Source organism: Propioniciclava soli, assembly GCF_014858005.1.
In the GTDB taxonomy this organism is placed as follows: Bacteria; Actinomycetota; Actinomycetes; order Propionibacteriales; family Propionibacteriaceae; genus Propioniciclava; species Propioniciclava soli.
Window position 1 is genome coordinate 84,976 of sequence record NZ_JACYOT010000005.1, and the last position, 19,922, is coordinate 104,897.

Below are 19,922 nucleotides of genomic sequence, written 5' to 3' on the forward strand. Positions count from 1 at the left end.
TCAGGTCGCGAAGGGTTCCGGGTCGCCGACCCCCACGCGGACCACCTCGGCAGCGTCCCCGGTGAGGTCCACGACGGTCGTCGGCCCCAGGCCGGCGTCACCGGAGTCGAGCACCGCGTCGAGCGCGTGGCCGAGTTCGTCGTTGACCGACCACCCGTCGGTGGCGGCGTCCTCGGACCCGGGCAGGATCAGGCTGCTCGACATGAGTGGCTCGCCGAGGGCGTCCAGCAGCGCCCGCGCGGTGACGTGCTCGGGGATGCGGACGCCCACCGTGCGCCGCTTCTCCTGCAGCATCGCCTTCGGAGCCTCCCGCGTCGCCCTCAGAATGAACGTGTACGGCCCCGGCGTGAACGCCCGCAGCAGGCGGAACGTGTCGTTGCCCATCTCGACGTACTGGCCCAGCTGGGCGAACGTGCTGCACACCAGGGTGAAGTGGTGGTGCCGGTCCAGGTCACGGATGGCGCGGATGCGGTCCAGCCCCTCCCGGTTGCCCAGCACGCAGCCGAGCGCGAAGCCCGAGTCGGTCGGGTAGGCCACGAGACCTCCGTCGCGCAGGATGGCGACCACCTGGGTCAGCGCACGCGGCTGCGGGTTGTCGGGGTGCACGTCGAAGTAGCGGGCCATGGCCGTCAGCCTACGACGGTCGGGCCACGGCGCGCGGCGGCGCTGCCTGCCTGGGCGGCCGGAGAAGCACCCCGCCGGTCGTGGAAGAATGCCGGGCATGGCGCTGCTCACCCTGACCGAGGCCGAACTCCGCGAACGGACGTCGCTGAAGTGGCGCACGTTCGAGCCCGACGTGTTGCCGATGTGGGTGGCGGAGATGGACGTCCACCAGCACCCGGCCGTCGTCGACGCCTTGACCGAGGCGATCCGCCGCGGTGACACGGGCTACCCGCACGGCACCGCGTACGCCGAGGCCTACGCCGCCATGGCAGAGCACCGGTGGGGCTGGCGTCCTGAGCCGGCGCAGATCCGGCGCTCCGGCGACGTGATGAACACCATGCTCGCGCTCCTGGTCGGCTCCACCGCCGAGGGCGACCACGTCGTGATCAACCCCCCGGTGTACCCCCCGTTCTGGCAGGTCGTCACCGGGTATCGGCGTCACCTCACCGAGGTGGCCCTCACCGCGGACGCGCGCCTCGACCTGCCCGCCATCGAGGCGGCCCTCGACGGTCCCGACCGGCCCACGGCCTACCTGCTGTGCTCCCCCCACAACCCGACCGGCACGCTCCACACCGCCGAGGAGCTGACGGCGCTCGCGCAGTTGTGCGGCGAGCGCGGCGTCACGCTGATCGTGGACGAGATCCACGCCCCGCTCACCGACCCCGGGCAGACGTTCGTGCCGATCCTGTCGCTGCCGCAGGCGCAGAACGCCGTGGTGACGTTCTCGGCGGGCAAGGGGTGGAACCTCGCCGCGCTGAAGGGCGGCGTCATGATCCGCGGCACGCAGGCCGAGGAGGTGTTCGCCCAGGCGCCGCCCCTGGCCAACCAGTCCACCGGGCACCTGGCCACGATCGCGCACACCGCGGCCCTCACCCACGCCCAGGGGTGGGTCGACGATCTGATGGCCGAGGTGGCCGCCCGCAAGCGGCTGCTGGTCGACCTGCTCGCCGAGCACCTGCCGCAGGTGCGCCACGTCCCCGGCCCGGCGACCTATCTCGCCTGGCTCGACTGCTCGGCACTCGGCCTGGCGCACCCGCGCAACCACTTCCTGACCCACGGGAAGGTCGCGCTGAACGCCGGCGAGGACTTCGGCCCGGCCTATGGTCAGTTCGTGCGCATGAACCTGGCGACGTCGGAGGAGATGCTCACCCAAGGCGTGCGGCGGATGGCGGCCAGCCTGTCCTGACTCCGCGCTGCGGGGGTGCTCGCGGACGCGCAGGGCGTCAGGGCGTGCGCAGCTCGGCTTCGGCCGACCCGGACGCCGCCAGCACGTCGACGCCGATCAGGCTGAGGAACACCGTGGGCGCCGACGTCGAGGTCTCCACGCGGACGCGCCCGTCCCGGATGCTGACGGTGCCGGCCAGGCCCCGCTCGGCCAGCTCCTGTTCGGCGGCGGCGCGTGCCGCCTCGACGCCGTTCCCCGCTCCCCCGGCGCGAGCGGTGGCCCCTGCGTCCACGGCCGCCCGGGCCGCCTGGGCCGCGCCGGACTCGGCGGCGCGCGCCGCATTGGCCTTCGCCCCGCCGTCGACGACGAGCCCGGCGACCAGGATGAGGGCGACGACGACGACCGACACGAAGCTCGACATGGCGTGACCGCGCTCGGCGTCCCTTCGCCCAGAAGCAGCAGTCATGGTCGGTCCCCCCGTTTCCCCCCGGGCCCGTTGCGGCCCCGCACGGCGATTCTGCCACGCCGGGGCCGGGGCGCGGGCGCGGCGTCGCTCGCCATCCACAGGCAGGGCAACCGCCAGCGGCGGCGTCCGGATCGCCGTAGGCTGGGGAACGGTCCACACCACCCGTGCGCACGCACGGACCCCAGTTCGACGAGAGGTTCTCCCAAGATGACGAAGAAGGTCGCCCTGCTCACCGCCGGTGGCTTCGCCCCGTGCCTGTCGACCGCGGTCGGCGGACTGATCAAGCGGTACACCGAACTCGCCCCCGACGTGGAGATCATCGCCTACAAGCTCGGCTACCAGGGCCTGCTGCGCGGCGACCACTTCACCGTGACCGACGAGGTGCGCGCCAACGCGGACGTGCTGCGCGACTTCGGCGGCTCCCCCATCGGCAACAGCCGCGTGAAGCTGACCAACACCAAGGATCTGGTGAAGCGCGGCCTGATCGAGGAGGGCGTGGACTCGCTGAAGTTCGCCGCCGACCGTCTGATCGAGGACGGCGTGACCATCCTGCACACGATTGGCGGCGACGACACCAACACCACCGCGGCCGATCTGGCGCACTACCTGCACGAGCACGACTACGAGCTCACCGTGGTGGGCCTGCCCAAGACCATCGACAACGACGTGGTTCCGATCAAGCAGAGCCTGGGCGCCGACACGGCGGCCGAGATGGGGGCGCGCTTCGCGAGGAACGTGCTGGCCGAGCACAACGCGTCCAACCGCACGCTCATCGTGCACGAGGTCATGGGCCGCAACTGCGGCTGGCTGACCGCGGCCACCGCCCGCAAGTACCGCGAGTGGCTGGAGGACCAGCAGTGGCTGCCGGAGCTCGGCCTGAGCAAGGAGGCCTGGGACGTCCACGCGGTCTTCGTGCCCGAGGCGGAGATCGACATCGCCGAGGAGGCCGAGCTGCTCAACAAGGTCATGGACGAGGTCGGCAACGTCACCATCTTCCTCTCCGAGGGCGCCGGCGTCGAGAGCATCATCGCCGAGATGGAGGCCGCCGGCGAGGAGGTGCCGCGCGACGCGTTCGGTCACGTCCGGCTCGACGAGATCAACCCGGGCGCCTGGTTCGCCGAGCAGTTCGCCGCGAAGCTGAACGCCGAGAAGGTGCTGGTGCAGAAGTCGGGCTACTACAGCCGTTCGGCGGCCTCGAACGCCTACGACCTCGAGCTCATCGACACGATGGTCGAGCTGGCGGTGGACGCCGCGCTGCGCGAAGAGCCCGGCGTCATCGGCCACGACGAGGAGAACGGCGACACGCTGTCGGTCATCGCGTTCGACCGCATCAAGGGCGGCAAGCCGTTCGACATCACCGAGCCCTGGTTCACCGAGATGCTGGCCGCCATCGGCCAGCCCGCACCGGTGGCCGCCGCCCCCGCTGAGCACTGAGCCGGACGCCGGCGTCCGCCCCCGCGCGGGCGCCGGCCCCCGCGTCAGCGCCCACGCCGTCGAAGCGCCGCCGCCAGGGTGGCCAGCCCCGCCAGCGCGGTGCCCCACGCGGCGCCCACACCCAACCCAGCTGCCCGCGCCGGCTCGTCCGGCGCGGGCAGCTGCGCCTCGCCGGCCTCGGCCAGGCGGGCCCGGACGAGCTTGGTGGCGTAGTCGGTCGGAGTGTCCAAAGGCGCGGCGCGGACGGGCAGCTGCGGGGCGAGGGCCGGCGCGTCGGCCGTCGCCACCCACGCCGCCACGAACACCACGAGGCGGGCGAAGAGGTTGAAGAAGCCCATCAGGACGATGACCGACCCGAAGGCCGCGGTGACAGGGTTGGCCGCCAGGGTGCCGAACAGGGCGCCGGTGGAGAACTGCAGGGCCGCCATCCCCACCGCGCCCATCGCGGCGGCCTGCAGCAGCCGACGGGTGTCGAGCCGCCCCACGGGCAGGAATCGGAGCAGGAACGCGAACAGCGCGAAACCGAGCACGAGGTTTGCCACGAGCGGGAGCAGGGAGAGCAGCCACGCCACCAGCGCCGTGTCGGGCAGCGCGAGCAGGTCGGCGATCAGGCCGCGGGCGGCGGTCGCGACGGCGGACAGCGCGCCGGCCACCCCCAGCAGGAGCAGCAAGCCGAAGAGGACGGCGATGTTCTGCGCAATGCCCACCACGGGGTTGGGCTCGGCCGAGATGTCGTCGAGCGCGCTGCGGAACTGCGCGCGGACGCCCATGCGCAGGTTGTGCACCCACACGTGGCCCGACCACAGCGCGGAGAGCAGGCCGACCACACCGACGACCTGCCACCGCGTGAACGCCTCGTCGACCAGCGCCGACAGCTGGGCCCCCAGGGTCGGATCGGCCGCCACCGCGTCGACGATCGCGCTCTTGGCGAGCTCGAGCACGTCGGGGAAGAAGCGGGTGAGGGTGAAGCCGAGAGCGGCGAACGCGACCATGAGGATCGGGGTCAGGCTCAACACCGAGAAGTACGTGATGGCCGCGGCGAACGGGCCGCCCAGCCGGTCGGAGAACCGCCGCAGCGCCCGCACCAGGTGCGCCACCGCCGGGTGACGCGGGCTCATCGCCGTCTCCCCGACCGTCGGGGCCGCTCCCGGGCGGACCGCACGGCGTGGACGCCGCTCGCCACCACCGCCGCCGCACCGGTCAGCGCCCCCCAGCCGAGCACACCGACGGCGACACCCGCCGCGGCCTCCCCCGCCGTTCCCACGCGGGGCGCCGCAGTCGCTGCGGCGGGGCTGGGGGCGCCGATCCGCGCGGCGATGGCCTGCATCGCCCACGCCTGCGGCGCGCTGCGCAGCAACTCCTCGGCGAGCTCGACGGAGCGGGAGGTGGCGTCCGGTCGGTCGATGGTGCCGACCCACGCCGCGACGATGAGGAGGATGATGCCGATCACGTTGACGTACAGCATCAGCACGATGACCGAGCCGAACACGCCGGCCGCGGGATTGTTGCCGAAGACCGACAGCAACCAGCCGGTGAGGAACTGCAGGGCGGTGAGCGCGACCCCGCCCAGCGCGCCCGCGCTCAGGACGTCGCGCCACGGCAGCCGCGGGCTCGGGAAACCGAGGAAGATCAGCACGAACAGCAGGAATGCGATGAGCAGCGTGCCCGCGAGCGGCACCAGGGAGAGCAACCAGTCGGCCGCGGGGGTCGCCCCCAGCTGCAGCCAGCCCCGGACGAGGTCGCGTGCCCCGGTGGCCACGGCCGTCAGCACCACCAGGGCGACGAGCAGCGCCTCCACCGCGAACAACAGCCCGAGGTTGTGGGCGAGGCGGCGCAACCGTAGCCCGGCGCCGCGGGGCAGGGCGTAGTCACGCCGCAGCATGACGCGGACGGCCATCCGCGTCCGGGTGATCCACCACGTCCCGAACACCAGGGACGCCGGCAGGCCCACGAGGATGACGGTCTGCCAGGTGTCGAAGGCATCCTCGATCACCCCGGTGACCGTGTCGCCCAGTGCGGGCTGCGCGGCGAACGTGGCCGCGATGGCGGCGCGGGCGTCGTCCACCAGGAACGGGAACCAAGTGGTCACCACGAAGCCGAAGGTGCCGAACGTCACCATGAGCACCGGCACGATGGCGAGAGCCAGGTAGAAGGTCAGCCCGGCCGCGAGCGCGAAACCCATGCGCAGCAGATACCGGTCGATCGCCCGCACCCAGTGCGCGACGACCGGCCGGGCGAGCAGCCGCTGCACCCAGCCCATGGGTCCACCTCCTCAGCGCGTCAGGAGGCGGCGTACGCCTCGATGGGGGGGCACGAGCACACGAGGTTGCGGTCGCCGAAGGCCTGGTCGATCCGGGCCACCGCCGGGAAGTACTTCTCCACGGCGCCCGCGGAGACAGCACCACGCACGTCGCCGGCCGGGAACGCCGCGAGGCTGCGGGGGTACGGGTGCTCCCACGTGTCGCCGGAGACCTCCGCCAACGTGTGCGGGGCGTTGACGAGGGGATTGTCGTCGGCCGGCCACTGCCCGGACGCCACGGCCTGCGCCTCGTCGGCGATCGCGAGCATGGCGGTGACGAAGCGGTCGAGCTCGGCCAGCGATTCCGACTCGGTCGGCTCGACCATCAGGGTCCCGGCCACCGGGAAGCTCATCGTCGGGGCGTGGAAGCCGTGGTCGATCAGGCGCTTGGCCACGTCGTCCACCGTGATGCCGGTGGCCTTGGTCATCGGCCGGAGGTCGACGATGCACTCGTGGGCCACGAAGCCGCTCTCGCCCGTGTAGAGGATCGGGTAGCGCTCCGACAGCCGGCGGGCGAGGTAGTTGGCGCTGAGCACGGCGGTCTCGGACGCCAGGCGCAGGTCGGGGCCCAGCAGCGCGATGAACGCGTACGAGATCGGCAGGATGCCCGCCGAACCCCAGGGCGCCGCGGCGATCACGGCGGCGGAGCCGGCCGGGCCCGCGTCCGGCACGACGGGGTGGCCCGGCAGGAAGGGCGCGAGGTGGTCGCGCACCGCGACCGGCCCCACGCCCGGGCCGCCGCCGCCGTGCGGGATGGCGAATGTCTTGTGCAGGTTCAGGTGGCTCACGTCGGCGCCGAAGCGGCCCGGCTGGGCGAGGCCCATGAGGGCGTTGAGGTTCGCCCCGTCGACGTAGACCTGCCCGCCCGCGTCGTGGACCAACGCACAAAGATCAGCGACCCGGGCCTCGTAGACCCCGTGGGTCGAGGGGTAGGTGATCATGATCACGGCCAGCTCGTCGGCGTGCCGGGCGACCTTGGCCGCCAGGTCGTCGGGGTCGATGGAGCCGTCGGGGGCGGTCTTGACGACGACGACGTCCATGCCGGCCATCGCGGCCGAGGCGGCGTTCGTGCCGTGTGCCGAGGCCGGGATGAGGCACACCGTCCGGTGCTGTTCGCCCCGGGAGCGGTGGTACGCCCGCACCGCCATCAACCCGGCGAACTCCCCCTGGCTGCCCGCATTGGGCTGCAGGCTCACCCGGTCGTAGCCGGTCACGGCGACGAGCTGCTCCTCGAGCCGGTGGATCAGCGCGGCGTAACCGCGCGCGTCGGCCGCCGGCACGAACGGGTGCAGGTTGGCGAAACCGGGGTAGCTGATCGGTTCCATCGCCGCCGCAGGATTGAGCTTCATCGTGCACGAACCGAGCGGGATCATGCCCCGGTCGAGGGCGAAGTCGCGGTCGGCCAGGGCGCGCAGGTACCGCATCATCGCCGTCTCACTGCGGTAGGAGTGGAACACGGGGTGGGTGAGATACGCGGTGGCGCGCTCAGGCTGGCCCGTCGCGCCCGCCTCCTCGGCCCCGAGCGTCGCGCCGAAGGCCTCGGCGACGGCCGCCAGGTCGGCCTCCGTGGCGTCCTCGCCCACGCTCACGCCGACCGTGTCCGGTGAGACCTGCCGCAGGTGGACGCCGCGCGCCCGCGCGCGGGCCACGATCGCTGCGGCGTCACCGTCCGCGCGGACGCCGATGGTGTCGAAGAAGGTGTCGGACGTGAGCTCGAACCCGGCCGCGATGACCGCGGCGGCCAGCCGACGCGCGTTCCGCGCGATCTGCTCGGCGATGGCCCGCAGACCGTCCGGGCCGTGGTACACGGCGTAGGCCGCGGCGGTCACGGCCAACAGCACCTGCGCGGTGCAGATGTTGGAGGTCGCCTTCTCGCGGCGGATGTGCTGCTCGCGGGTCTGCAGTGCCAGCCGGAACGCCGGCGTCCCCAGCCGGTCCTGACTCACGCCGACCAGCCGGCCGGGCAGCTGGCGCTCCATGCCCGCGCGCACGGCGATGTACCCCGCGTGGGGCCCGCCATAGAACAGTGGGACGCCGAAGCGCTGGGTGCTGCCCACCGCGATGTCGGCGCCCCACTCCCCCGGCGCGGGCAGCAGGGTGAGGGCGAGCAGGTCGGCGGCCGCGATCACCTGGGCACCGTTCTCGTGAGCCTTGGCGGCGATGAGGGTGAGTTCCTCCACGCTGCGCAGGGAACCGTCGGACGCCGGCGTCTGCACCACGACGGCGAACGCCTCGTGGCGCTGGAGGCCGGACACGAGGTCGTCGGTGGAGACCACCGTGATGTCCTGGGCGAGGGCGCGGGTCTGCAGGACGGCGAGCGACTGCGGCAGGATGCCGCCGTCGACGAGCACCACGGAGCCCTTGCGCACCTGGCGGCGGGCCACGCCGACCGCCTCGGCCACCGCGGTGGCCTCGTCCAGCAGGGACGAGCCGGCCGTCGCCAGCCCGGTGAGATCGGCCACCATCGTCTGGAACGTCAGCAGCATCTCGAGCCGGCCCTGACTGATCTCCGGCTGGTAGGGCGTGTAGGCGGTGTACCACGCCGGGTTCTCCAGCACCCCGCGGCGAATGACCGGCGGGGTGAGGGTGCCGTGGTAGCCGAGACCGATCATGGCGCGGCCGGGCACGTTCAGCGCGGCCAGCGCGGCGAGCTCGGCCTGCACCGCGTCCTCGCTGAGCCCCGCCGGCAGGGCGAGCGGCTCGGTCATGCGGATCTCGGCGGGCACGGCGGCGTCGACGAGTTCCTCCAGCGAGCCGACGTCGAGAACCTGCAGCATGCGCGCGCGGTCCGCAGCGTCCGGCCCGAGGTGGCGCTGGACGAAGGCGGGCGCGCCCATCAGCCGGCGTGCCGCGACCGGCGGCGGGCCGCGAGTTCGTCGGACGCGGCGACCGCGTCGATCGGATCCTCGGCGGGTGCCTGCTGGCGCTCCGACGGCAGCGAAGCCAGGCTGCCCTCGAGGTCGTGCCACACGCGGCCGAGGGCGATGGCGAAGATGCCCTGACCACCGCGGACCAGGTCGATGACCTCCTCGTCGGAGATCGCCTCGTAGACCGACACCCCGTCGCTCATCAGGGTGACGGCCGTCAGGTCGTCGACGCCGCGTGCCCGCAGGTGCTCGATGGCGATCCGGATCTGGTTGAGGGCGATGCCCGCGTCGAGGAGTCGCTTGACGATCTTGAGCAGCAGGATGTCGCGGAAGCTGTAGAGCCGCTGGGTGCCCGACCCGCCGGCGGTGCGCACCTCCGGCGTCACGAGACCGGTGCGCGCCCAGTAGTCGAGCTGCCGGTACGTGATGCCGGCGGCGCTGCAGGCGACCGGCCCGCGGAAACCGATGTCCTCCGGCAGCGGAGCGAAGTCACCCTCGAAGAGCGTGTCCTGCAACCCCACCAGGCTCGGGACCTGCGGTTCCGGTGCGTTCACCATGGCCTCCTCGACTTCCCCTGTGCTTCGTGTTTCCCCGTACGACCAGTATGACGGTAGTCGGCCCCGTCGCGTGGCCCTCCCGACACGCCGCGCCAGCGCCGGGCGCGGGCCGAACCCTCCACCGCGACCTCAGGGTTGCGCGGCGGGGCCGGTGTCGAAGTCGTCGGGGTTGATCGAGTCGAGGAAGGCGCGGAAGCGTTCCATCTGCGCGTCGGTGCCGCCCAGCAGGTCGGGGCCGGTGGCGGCGCGCCCGCCCACGGCTGACGCGTCCATCACCGCCTCCTGTGCCAGCAGCGGCGCCCCGCCGCGCAGGGCCAGGGCCACGGCGTCGCTGACGCGCGCCGGCACCGGGGTGCCGCCCACGACCACCTCCGCGTCGAACACCCCGTCGGCGTAACCGACGACCCGCACCTCGTCGATGACCCCACCCAGGGCGGCGAGCGCGTCCAGCACCAGGTCGTGCGTGCCCGGGTGGTGCTCGTCACCGGGGGTTTCCAGCGCCGACAGCACGGCGTTGGCGCCCACGGCGGTCGTCCACACGGGCAGGACGCGAACCCCGTCGGTCTCCTTGAGCAGCAGCAAGGGTTCGTCGGCGACCCCCGTGACCCGGACCTCGACGAACTGCAGCGCGATCACCGTCGTCCGCCTAGCCGATGGAGTTGCGCAGCAGCGCAGCGTGGGCGTGGAGGATGAGCTGCATGACCTCGGCCACCGCCTTGCGCGAAGGGGCACCGCGGCGAGCCAGCGGCGCGACGGCCTGGTCGATGAGGGACGCCTCGCGTTCGGCGGCCTGCTTGATGGCACGCAGGTGACGGGCGTCCATGCCGTAGGGGCCGAGCTTGCGGGCGACGACCGCGACGGTGAGGGCGTCCCGGCCGAAGTACACCGTGCCGCGCCGGGGCACGACGAGGGCGAGCCGCTCCAGCTCGGCCAGATCCGGTTCGGACAGCCCCGAGAGGCGGAGCAGCTCCTTGCGGGTGATGTGGATGGGGCGCTTGGCGGGAGGGATGCGGTGCGGCGGCAGCGCCGCGGCCTCGGCGAGATCCGGCGTGACCGGCACCGTGTCGTCGGGGGGCGCGACCGCGGGGGCCGGGGCCTGGGGGGCCGGGGTGGTCTCGCCGGCGTCCATGGCCGCGAGGTTCTCGCGGATGACCTTGAGTGGCAGGTAGTGGTTCTTCTGCACGTCGAGGATGTAGCGCAGCCGGTCGACGTCGGCCGCGGAGTAGCGTCGGTACCCCGACGGCGCGCGCTCCGGCGTGATCAGGCCCTCACCCTCCAGGAACCTGATCTTGCTGATGGAGACGTCCTCGAAGTCCTCCTTGAGGATCTTGAGGACCTGCCCGATGCTCCGCGTTGCTGGGGGCATCTAGTTCCGCCCGGACGGCGCCACCAGGTAGACGAGCCGGAACTTGCCGATCTGCACCTCATCGCCGCCGCGCAGCGCCACCTCGCCGTCGATGAGGGTGCGGTTCACATAGGTGCCGTTGAGACTGTTCTCGTCCGACAACCACCGGTGGCCGCCCCGCTCGCTCACCTTCGCGTGGTGCCGCGAGACGGTCACGTCGTCCAGGAAGATGTCGCTCTGCGGGTGCCGGCCGGCGGTGACGACCTCGTGGTCGAGCAGGAACTTGGCGCCCTGGTTGGGGCCGCGCACCACGACCAGCACGGCGGAGCCGGGCGCAACGTCACGCAGGGCGACGAGGTGGCTGTCCGTCAGCTCGACGCTGGCCTCGTCGTGCGACGCCACCGGGATCGCGCGGGTGGTGTCGCCGGTGTTGGTGCGCAGCGACGCGCCGCAGTTGGAACAGAAGTTGACCCCGTCCGCGACCGGCTGGCCGCACTGGTGACACGAATCCATCACTCCTCCTTCGTTGCCGTCGCTTCTCGCGCGTCGCTTCTCGGACACCGTTGCGCGGTGGGACGTCGAGGCTACCCGTTCTCCGCCCACCTCGGGGACCGGGCCCGGGCCGGGCTCAGGCGTCGGTGAGCGCGCCGTAGGCGTCGGCGTCGAGCAGGTCGTCGAGCTCGTCGGTGTCGGACAGCTCGAGTTCGAACAGCCAGCCGTCGCCGTACGGGTCGGCGTTGATCGTCTCCGGGGTGTCCGCGAGCTGCTCGTTGACGGCCGTGATCACCCCGGACAGCGGCGCGTACACGTCCGACACGCTCTTGGTGGACTCGACCTCCGCACAGGAGTCGTCGAAGGCCACCTCCTCGCCCACCTGGGGCAACGAGACGTAGACCACGTCACCGAGCGCGTCCGCGGCGTAGGCCGTGATGCCCACCCGGGCCACCGATGCGTTGCCGACGCGGACCCACTCGTGCTTGTCCGTGTAGCGAAGGTCCTCTGGGTTCACCGTGCAACTCCTGTTCGTGCCTGGGGGGTGACGTGCGGGACTCCCCTGCCGTTCGGGGAGTGTCCCGCCGAGGGGACGCGTCCCACGCTCACCCTAACCCACTGGGGCCGCCCCCCGTTCGCCAAACGATGGAGCGCGGCTCGGACGCCTCAGGCCGGGCGGGCGAACTGCGGGGTGTGCGGCGTGACGACCGAGCCGATCTCGAGCCGCTCCTCCGGGGTGACCCGCACCGAGCCCTGCACGCGCTCCCCCTCGATGGTGCTGACCAGGCCGCCGCGGAACCGGGTGGCCTCGGCCAACGTCTGCGGGTCGCCGATCGCCTCGATCCGGTAGGGCGGGGTGAGCCGGACGCCGTCCACCACCAGCCCGCCGTCGGCGGTGCCCACCCAGCTGGACGCCACGAGCCGCACCTGGTCGTTCACCTCGATCACCTCGGCGCCGGCGTCCCGCAGCTCCTCGATCGTGTTGAGCATGATCTCGGTGGTCACCTTGCGTTGGGGGTCGTCGATGACGACGAGGATGCCGGGGCCGGTGACCGGCACGGTGCCGCCGAGAATGCGCAGCGCCTCGAGGCGCCGCTCGGCCTGGTCGCGGGCCACGTCGCTGGCGTCCGCGCCGGAGATCAGTTGGGCCCGGGTGTTCTCGAGCTGGGCGATGTTGGCCTCCAGCCGCCGGGTCTCGGCGGTCACGTCGTCGAGCACCGCGACGAGCTCGGACTGGCGCAGGGAGCTGTACCGCTGCTCGTCGGCGCCGCTCAGTTGCACCGTCAGGGCGAAGCCGCACGCGAACAGGATCAGACCCACGACGAGCTGGCCGCGGCGGGGGCGGAGCAGGTCGCGCCCCAACTCGCGCCACGTGACCGGGCCGGGCGCCTCAGGCATGGAACAACTTGCGGCGGATCGCCGCGGCGTTGGTGAAGATGCGGATGCCCAGGACGACGACCACGGCGGTCGAGAGCTGGGCCCCCACGCCGATCAGGTCGCCGACCCACACGATGAGCGCGGCGATGAGCACGTTCGAGACGAACGAGACCACGAACACCCGGTCGTCGAACAACCGGTCGAGGTAGGAGCGGAACCCGCCGAACACGGCGTCCAGCGCCGCCACGATGGCGATGGGCAGGTAGGGCTGCACCTGGGGCGGCAGCGACGGCTGCAGCCAGATGCCCAGCGCCACGCCGAGCACCAGTCCGAGAATCGCGTACACGTCGTCCTCCTACCTCATCCGCTCCGCGCGCTCGGTTCCCAGGCCGGGGTCGGCCCCGAGCGTCAGCGCGCGCTCCTGGGTCAGCGTCCACGCGACGCCGTAGTGCTCGGCCAGCCCGGCGAGCCACCGCCCACCCTCGGACGCCGCGAAGGCCTCGCTCAGGGTGGTCGGGTCGCCGATCGCCTCGACCACGTAGGGCGCGCTCAGCGAGCGGAAGTCGACGGTGATCGCGTCCCCGGCATTGCGGATCGGCGTGCGCGTGGACAGGCGATGGCCGTTGATCGCGACGGCCTCGGCGCCGGCGGCCCACAGGCCGTGGGCGACCATGCGCAGGTCGGTGTCCACCACCCGGCTGCCGCGGACGCTGCCGTCCGGACCGTCCTCGAGGGTGACGCGGACGCCGCCGCCGGTCACGGCCAGCGTGCCCGACAGGACACCGAGGCGGTCACGCTCAGCCGCGGTCGCGGCGTCGAGTCCGCCCGAGGCCCGGGTGAGCGCGTCGTTCTCGACGCTCAGCGCGACGGCGCGCTCCCGCAACACGTCCTGGTCCGCCTCGGCCTGGGTGATGCGGGCGATGAGATCCGCCCGCTCGACCGCGGTGGCCGGGGCGGCGCGCAGCTGCGTGGCGACGGTGAGGCCGAGCACCACGCCCACGACGCCGAGCAGGGCCACCACGGTGACAGGCCGGGGTGGGCGCCGCGGGCCGCGAGCGGCGACGGCGGCGTACTCCGGGTCGACGGCCTCCAGCCGCAGGGTGCGCAGCAGGTCCATGGACGCGTCCAGGCGCCGCCCCTGGGCATCCGTGGGGGCGTCCACCGGGTCGTCCGCGGCCGCGTCGACGCTGGGGGCTGGGCGCATGGGGGGAGTCTAATCCACGCGTCGCCGGCCCCTCCGGACGCTGCCCACCCTCACCCGGCGACGTCGGCCGCCCAGGCCTTGGCCAGCAGCGTGCGGGTGTCGTCGAGCAACTGGGGCAACGCCTTGGTGCGGCCGACGACCGGCAGGAAGTTCGCGTCCCCCTGCCAGCGCGGCACGACGTGGGCGTGGAGGTGCGCCTGGATCCCCGCCCCGGCCACCTCGCCCTGGTTGATGCCCAGGTTGAACCCCGCGGGGTGGGACACCGCGCGGATCACCCGCATGGCCCGCTGCACCAGGGCGGTGACCTCCGCGCTCTCGGCGTCGGTCAGCTCGGTGAAATCGCTGACGTGGCGGTAGGGGCACACCAGCAGGTGGCCGGGGTTGTACGGGTAGAGGTTCAGCACCGCGTAGGCCACCTCGCCGCGGCCGACGACGAGCCCCTCGGCGTCACTGCGGCCCGGTGCCCGGCAGAACGGGCACTGACCCGCGGAGGCGTCGGCGGGCTTGTTCTCCCCGTCGATGTACACCATGCGGTGCGGCGTCCAGAGCCGCTCGAAGGCGTCGCCGACGCCGGCGAACGACTCCGGACGCTCCGCGGTCATGCCAGGGCCTCCGCCGTGGGGCTGTCGTTGCGGCGGCCCGCCACCCAGTCGGCGATCAGGGCGACGGCGTCCGCCACCGGCACCCCGTTGCGCTGGCTGCCGTCGCGGAACCGGAACGACACCGCGCCGGCCTCGACGTCCTCGCCCCCGGCGATGAGCACGAACGGCACCTTCTCCTTGGCGGCGTTGCGGATCTTCTTGCCGAAGCGGTCGTCGCTGTCGTCGACCTCCACCCGGACGCCGGCCGCGCGCAGCTGCCCCGCGACGCCCTCGAGGTGCTCGGCGAAGGCCTCGGCGACCGGCACGGCGATGACCTGCACCGGGCTCAGCCAGGCCGGGAAGGCGCCCGCGTAGTGTTCGATGAGGACGCCCATGAAGCGCTCGATCGAGCCGAACTTGGCCGAGTGGATCATGACGGGCCGCTGGCGGCTGCCGTCGGAGGCCGTGTACTCCAGACCGAAGCGCTCCGGCTGGTTGAAGTCGTACTGGATCGTCGACATCTGCCAGGTGCGGCCAATGGCGTCCTTGGCCTGGATGGAGATCTTGGGCCCGTAGAACGCGGCCCCACCGGGATCGGGGACGACCGGCAGGCCGGACTCCTCCGCGATCTGCGCCAGGATCGCCGTGGCCTCGTCCCATTGGGCGTCGGTGCCGATGAACTTGTCGGCCTTCTTGCCGTCGACATCGCGGGTGGAGAGCTCCAGCACCACGTCGGTCAGGCCGAAGTCGGTGAGCAGCCCCAGCACGAACCGCAGCAGGTGGCGCACCTCGTCGGGCGCCTGCTCGCGCGTGCAGTAGCTGTGCGAGTCGTCCTGGGTGATCGAGCGGACGCGGGTGAGCCCCTGCACCACGCCGGACTTCTCGTCGCGGTACACGGTGCCGAACTCGAAGAACCGCAGCGGCAGCTCGCGGTAGCTCCGCCCGCGCGAGGCGAAGATGAGGTTGTGCATCGGGCAGTTCATCGCCTTGAGCCGGTAGGCCTGCCCGCCCTTGACGACGTTGCCCTGCGCGTCGCGCTCGGCGTCCTCCAGCAGCGCCGGGAACATGCCCTCGGCGTAGTAGGGCAGGTGCCCGGAGGTGTGGAACAACTCCTCCTTGGCGATGTGTGGCGTCCCGACGTAGTCGAAGCCGTTGGCGACGTGCGCGGCCCGCACGTAGTCCTCCATCGTCCGCTTGAGGACGCCGCCGCGGGGGTGGAACAACGGCAGCCCGGATCCCACGAGATCGTGGAAGCTGAACAGGTCGAGCTCGGCACCGATGCGGCGGTGGTCGCGCCGAGCGGCCTCCTCCAGGCGGGTGCGGTAGGCCTGCAGATCCTCCTTGGACGCCCACGCGGTGCCGTAGAGGCGCTGCAGGGCGGCGTTGCTCTGGTCGCCGCGCCAGTAGGCGGCGCTGGTGCGGGTCAGCGCCCAGCCGTTGCCGAGGTAGCCGGTGTGCGGCACGTGGGGCCCGCGGCACAGATCCTGCCACGCGACACTGCCGTCGCGGCGCTCATTGGCGTAGATCGTGAGCTCGCCGGCGCCGACCTCGACCGAGGCGCCCTCAGTGTCGGACGCCGCGCCCTTCAGCCCGATCAGCTCGAGCTTGAACGGCTCGGACGCCAACTCCTCGCGCGCCTCGGCGTCGGTCACGACGCGCCGGACGAACCGCTGCCGCTCCTTCACGATGCGGCCCATGGCCTTCTCGACCGCCGCCAGGTCGTCCGGGGTGAGCGGCTCGGTCTCGAAGTCGTAGTAGAAACCGTCGACGATCGGCGGGCCGATGCCGAGCTTCGTGTCGGCCCGCAGGCCCTGCAGCGCCTGGGCGGCCACGTGGGCCGCGGAGTGACGAAGGATCGACAGTCCCTCGGGCTCGGCCAGGGTCACGGGCTCGACGACGTCGCCGTCGCTGACCTCGCGGGCCAGGTCGAGCACCTCGCCGCCGATGCGCATGGCGACGACGCTGCGGTCGCCGCCGAACAGGTCGAGCCCCGTGGTCGTCGTCTCCAGCGGCCTGGTCTCTTTCTCGTCGGATCGCAGGACGGTGATCTGGGCGGACAACGCGGGTTCCCTTCGTCGTGGATGGACGCCTGCCATTGTGCCCCATGTGGGGTGATTCCCCCGCCGGGGGCGTCCGGCTCAGGCGGGGGGTGGCGCGAGGGGGAACGGGTGCGGCCAGGCCGGGTTGTGGCCGTGCAGAATCACCAGGAAGACGATGACGTCGAACAGCAGGTGCAGCACCACGACGTAGGTGAGGTTCTTGGTGAGGCCGAAGATCGCACCCTGGATGAGCGCGAACGGCACGGTGAGCAGCGGCCCCCACGCCTGGTAGCCGAGCTCCCACAGGAACGAGACGAAGATCGTGGCCTGGAGCACGTTGGCCTGCCAGGTCGGGAAGTGGCGGCGGAACAGCGCGAACACGGTGCAGATGAAGAAGAGTTCGTCCCACAGCCCGACCACGTTGACGCCGACGAGGAGGCGTCCGATCTCGCTCGGGGTGGTGATCGCCGGCCAGTTCTCATAGACGCCGGAGGACAGGAAGTAGGACGGCAGGAGGAAGTAGGCGGCCGTCAGGACGCCGACGAGGTAGGCCCACTGGGCGCCCGACCAGCGCCAGCCACCCCAGGGGAAGCGCACCGCGTCCACGCCGAACACCCGGTGCGAGAGCCACCACGGCACGGCGACCGCCGCGGTGAGCACCACGCCGAACGTGAAGAACATCGGCCAGCTGATGTCGGCCTTGAGGGGGATGAGGCTGATGATGGCGAGCCCGGCGGCGACGCAGGCCAGGTCGGGCAACAGCCGGTCGGAGAGCCGCCGGGCATCCGTGACGGCCGCCCCGATCAGGCCGGCCACGATGAGCAGATACCCGGTCGAGCTGTCGAGCGCGGCGAACAGGAACACCGCTGCCAGGGCCACAGCCGCGGCCGGCACCAGCCCCCAGGCGCTCGTGTGCTGCGTCCGGGCCGAAGGGGTCATGCGCCCAGCCTGTCATGTCCGCCCAGCGGGGCGCTCCACCGACCCCACCCCCGAGCGCCTATCATCACGCCCGATGAGTGAAATCGGACCCGAAGAATTCACCACGCGTCTGCGCGACGCGATGGCCGCCCGCGACCTGCCGCTGGACCGCATCCAGGCCCACCTGGCGGCCGCGGGCGTCCCCGTCTCCTCGGCGACCCTCAGCTACTGGCGCTCCGGGCGGTCCCGGCCGTGGCGTCGGCAGTCGTTCGAGGCGGTGACCCAGCTGGAACGCATCCTCGGCGTCGCGCCCGGGCACCTCACCGACGTGTTGCCCGAGACCCGCCGGGCCGAGTGGAACCCGCTCAGCGTCCTCCCCCAACGGGAAATCACCGAGTCGATCGTCGCTGACCTCACGACCGACCTCACCCGCCGGTGGCGACGCATCGCGGTGGAGGACCTCCTGTTCATCGACGACCAGCGCCACGAGGTGCGCCAACGGACGCGCATGACGGTGGAGGCACTCGTCGACGACGCCGTCGGCTGGCCGGTGGTCGTGTACGCCGACGACGACGCCGAGGCCGGCGGCCTGCGGGCCGTGTCGGGGTGCGTCATCGGGGACGTGGTGGCGGTGTCCGGCACCTCCATCCAGGTCGCCGAGGTGTTCACCCCCCGGCCGTTGCAGCGCGGCGAACGCACCGTCATCGAGTACGAGGTCGACTTCGGCGACACCCACGCCGAGGCCTATCGCGTCGGTCGCTCGCTGCCCGGCCCGGTGGCCCTGCTGAGCCTGGGCGTCCGATTCGCGGGGGAACTGCCGGCCGCACCCGGGGTGCGGGCCACCGCCCCGGGCGGCACGCAGCTCTCGATGGGGGCGCCCGCGCTGATCGGACGCGAACTGCGCTCGGTCACGCTCGACGCGCCCCTCGGGGTCTACGAGCTGGAGTGGACGTGGTCGCCGGCCGAGGGCAGCTCCCAGGTGTGAACCGGCGCGTTGCCGTGCATGCCCTCGGCGTACGCGCGGGTCATCGCGCGGAGCGCCTCGGCGCGGCCTGCTCCGCGCGACTCCAGGCGCTCGACGCAGGCGACCTGCCAGTCGGCCCCGTTGACGCCGGCCAGGCAGCGTCCCTCGATCACGCCGAGGTAGCGGTCGCGCAGGTCGGCGTCCACCCCCCAGGCCTCGAGGCCCGCGTGGGCCAGCGGCAGGAGGTGCCGCAGCACGAGCTCGCTGGCGGGCAGGTGGCCGAGGCCGGGCCAGAAGAGATCCGCGTCGATGCCTTGCGTGGCGCCTGCGATGAAGTTCTCGCGGGCGGTGCTGAACGCCATGCGCGACCACACCGGACGCTCCTGGTGCGCGAGCGCGTGGAGCACGCCGTGGAAGAACGCGGCGTTGGCCACGGTGTCGATGACGGTGGGCCCGGCGGGGAGCACCCGGTTCTCCAGGCGCAGGTGCGCCTCTCCCCCGACCGTGTCGTACACCGGCCGGTTCCAGCGGTAGATGGTGCCGTTGTGCAGCCGCATCTCGGCCAGCTCCGGGACGCCGCCGGCCTGCAGCACGGCGGCGGGATCCTCGTCCGACAGCTCGGGCAGCAACGCCGGGAAGTAGCGGGAGTTCTCCTCGAACAGGTCGAAGATCGAGGTGATCCAGCGCTCGCCGAAGAACACCCGGGGCCGGACGCCCTGGTTGGCGTACTCGACGGGACGCGTGTCGGCCGCCTGCGTGAACACGGGAATGCGACTCTCGGCCCACAACCGGTGGCCGAACACGAACGGCGAGTTCGCGCCGAGCGCGAGCTGGGGCCCGGCCAGGACGGTCGCGGCGTTCCAGTGGGGGGCGAAGTCCGCGGGACGGAGCTGGACGTGCAATTGCATCGACGTGCAGGCGGACTCCGGGGCCAGTGAGTCGGCCCAGGCCTGCAGGTGCTCCCCCGACGGGCCGGCGATGTCGAGGCCGATGTCCTCACCGCGGGCGGCCAGAACGGCGTCGTTGAGCGCGACGTAGCGCCGGCTCGGGCTCATCCAGTCGCCCTCGAAGTGCTCCAGCAGCACCGTGGGCAGGATGCCCGTCATGACGATGTGGGTGTCGAGCTCGTTGCAGCGCCGTTCGGCGGCGTTCAGGGACGCCCGAAGGTTCGACTCAAGATCGGCGAGGCTGCGGCCGCGCAACGGGCCGGGGGGCACGTTGAACTCGATGTTGAAGCGGGCCAGTTCGTTCTGGAAGTCCTCATCGGCGATGGCGGCCAGGACGTCGGCGTTGTTCATGCGCGGCCCGTAATCGGCCGCGGCGAGATTCAGCTCGATCTCCATGCCGGTGAGCGGTTCACTGTCGACGAACGCATCAGCGACCAGCATCTGCTCCAGCGCATCGAGGCAGGCGAGCACCTTGTGGCGGTACTGGTGACGCTGCTCCCGGGTGAACGTCGGCGTCTCGATCTCGGCTCCCATGCGCGGAGTATGCCCTACTCCCCCGGTTGTGCGGCACGCCCCCGACAGCATGCGGCCACGCCGGGCCGGG

General features: G+C 72.2%; 20 protein-coding genes. 3 read left to right on the forward strand and 17 right to left on the reverse strand.

Annotated elements, in window-relative coordinates; all coding sequences use genetic code 11:
* Positions 1-624, reverse strand: coding sequence for an L-threonylcarbamoyladenylate synthase (locus tag IFY26_RS05485; protein WP_232548000.1), 624 nt, complete (start codon positions 622-624; stop codon positions 1-3).
* A gap of 97 nt (positions 625-721) precedes the next feature.
* Between IFY26_RS05485 and IFY26_RS05490 the strand changes: the two genes are divergently transcribed.
* Positions 722-1,849, forward strand: a complete 1,128-nt coding sequence (locus IFY26_RS05490) for a MalY/PatB family protein (RefSeq protein WP_232548001.1) — start codon at positions 722-724, stop codon at positions 1,847-1,849.
* 37 nt (positions 1,850-1,886) lie between these two features.
* Here IFY26_RS05490 and IFY26_RS05495 read toward each other — a convergent pair whose 3' ends face one another.
* A complete protein-coding gene (locus IFY26_RS05495; RefSeq protein ID WP_232548002.1) occupies positions 1,887-2,294 on the reverse strand; it encodes a hypothetical protein in 408 nt (135 codons plus the stop codon).
* 207 nt (positions 2,295-2,501) lie between these two features.
* Here IFY26_RS05495 and IFY26_RS05500 point away from each other — a divergent pair, with 207 nt between their 5' ends.
* Positions 2,502-3,728: a pyrophosphate--fructose-6-phosphate 1-phosphotransferase gene (locus tag IFY26_RS05500; protein ID WP_232548003.1), complete on the forward strand. Its 1,227-nt coding sequence runs from the start codon at positions 2,502-2,504 to the stop codon at positions 3,726-3,728.
* 44 nt (positions 3,729-3,772) lie between these two features.
* Here the strand turns inward: IFY26_RS05500 and IFY26_RS05505 are convergent, their stop codons facing one another.
* The 14 genes from IFY26_RS05505 to IFY26_RS05575 all read right to left on the reverse strand — a co-directional run bounded on the left by IFY26_RS05505 (position 3,773) and on the right by IFY26_RS05575 (position 17,428).
* Positions 3,773-4,846, reverse strand: a complete 1,074-nt coding sequence (locus IFY26_RS05505) for a YhjD/YihY/BrkB family envelope integrity protein (RefSeq protein WP_232548004.1) — start codon at positions 4,844-4,846, stop codon at positions 3,773-3,775.
* Entirely contained in the window at positions 4,843-5,988 is a 1,146-nt protein-coding gene (locus IFY26_RS05510; RefSeq protein WP_232548005.1) for a YihY/virulence factor BrkB family protein, read from the reverse strand. Before IFY26_RS05510 ends, IFY26_RS05505 begins: the two co-directional genes overlap by 4 nt.
* Positions 5,989-6,008: 20 nt before the next feature.
* The gene (gcvP, locus tag IFY26_RS05515) at positions 6,009-8,864 is read right to left on the reverse strand and encodes an aminomethyl-transferring glycine dehydrogenase (RefSeq protein ID WP_232548006.1); all 2,856 of its coding nucleotides are present in this window, start codon (positions 8,862-8,864) and stop codon (positions 6,009-6,011) included.
* Complete coding sequence (locus IFY26_RS05520; protein WP_232548007.1) at positions 8,864-9,451, reverse strand: MerR family transcriptional regulator; 588 nt, start codon at positions 9,449-9,451, stop codon at positions 8,864-8,866. Before IFY26_RS05520 ends, gcvP begins: the two co-directional genes overlap by 1 nt.
* Before the next feature lie 129 nt (positions 9,452-9,580).
* Positions 9,581-10,087 (reverse strand): bifunctional nuclease family protein, encoded by a 507-nt coding sequence (locus tag IFY26_RS05525; RefSeq protein WP_232548008.1) that lies wholly within the window; start codon positions 10,085-10,087, stop codon positions 9,581-9,583.
* Between the two features lie 10 nt (positions 10,088-10,097).
* Positions 10,098-10,817, reverse strand: a complete 720-nt coding sequence (ftsR, locus tag IFY26_RS05530; RefSeq protein ID WP_232548009.1) for a transcriptional regulator FtsR — start codon at positions 10,815-10,817, stop codon at positions 10,098-10,100.
* Positions 10,818-11,309: an FHA domain-containing protein gene (locus tag IFY26_RS18105; protein WP_332836152.1), complete on the reverse strand. Its 492-nt coding sequence runs from the start codon at positions 11,307-11,309 to the stop codon at positions 10,818-10,820.
* 115 nt (positions 11,310-11,424) lie between these two features.
* The gene (gene gcvH, locus IFY26_RS05545) at positions 11,425-11,805 is read right to left on the reverse strand and encodes a glycine cleavage system protein GcvH (RefSeq protein WP_232548010.1); all 381 of its coding nucleotides are present in this window, start codon (positions 11,803-11,805) and stop codon (positions 11,425-11,427) included.
* Between the two features lie 149 nt (positions 11,806-11,954).
* Entirely contained in the window at positions 11,955-12,686 is a 732-nt protein-coding gene (locus tag IFY26_RS05550; RefSeq protein ID WP_232548011.1) for a DUF881 domain-containing protein, read from the reverse strand.
* Positions 12,679-13,011, reverse strand: a complete 333-nt coding sequence (locus IFY26_RS05555; protein ID WP_232548012.1) for a small basic family protein — start codon at positions 13,009-13,011, stop codon at positions 12,679-12,681. Before IFY26_RS05555 ends, IFY26_RS05550 begins: the two co-directional genes overlap by 8 nt.
* 9 nt (positions 13,012-13,020) lie before the next feature.
* Positions 13,021-13,869: a DUF881 domain-containing protein gene (locus IFY26_RS05560; RefSeq protein WP_232548013.1), complete on the reverse strand. Its 849-nt coding sequence runs from the start codon at positions 13,867-13,869 to the stop codon at positions 13,021-13,023.
* Between the two features lie 50 nt (positions 13,870-13,919).
* The gene (locus IFY26_RS05565; protein ID WP_232548014.1) at positions 13,920-14,471 is read right to left on the reverse strand and encodes an HIT family protein; all 552 of its coding nucleotides are present in this window, start codon (positions 14,469-14,471) and stop codon (positions 13,920-13,922) included.
* Positions 14,468-16,546: a threonine--tRNA ligase gene (gene thrS, locus IFY26_RS05570; RefSeq protein ID WP_232548015.1), complete on the reverse strand. Its 2,079-nt coding sequence runs from the start codon at positions 16,544-16,546 to the stop codon at positions 14,468-14,470. The genes IFY26_RS05565 and thrS overlap by 4 nt, the downstream gene beginning before the upstream one ends.
* Before the next feature lie 42 nt (positions 16,547-16,588).
* Entirely contained in the window at positions 16,589-17,428 is an 840-nt protein-coding gene (locus IFY26_RS05575; protein ID WP_232548016.1) for a CPBP family intramembrane glutamic endopeptidase, read from the reverse strand.
* Positions 17,429-17,501: 73 nt separating this feature from the next.
* On the opposite strand from IFY26_RS05575, the gene IFY26_RS05580 reads away from it, so the two are divergent.
* Positions 17,502-18,392 (forward strand): hypothetical protein, encoded by an 891-nt coding sequence (locus tag IFY26_RS05580; RefSeq protein ID WP_232548017.1) that lies wholly within the window; start codon positions 17,502-17,504, stop codon positions 18,390-18,392.
* Here IFY26_RS05580 and IFY26_RS05585 read toward each other — a convergent pair.
* Positions 18,341-19,852 (reverse strand): glutamate--cysteine ligase, encoded by a 1,512-nt coding sequence (locus IFY26_RS05585; protein WP_232548018.1) that lies wholly within the window; start codon positions 19,850-19,852, stop codon positions 18,341-18,343. The two genes, IFY26_RS05580 and IFY26_RS05585, sit on opposite strands and share 52 nt — an antisense overlap.
* Positions 19,853-19,922: the final 70 nt, after the last annotated feature.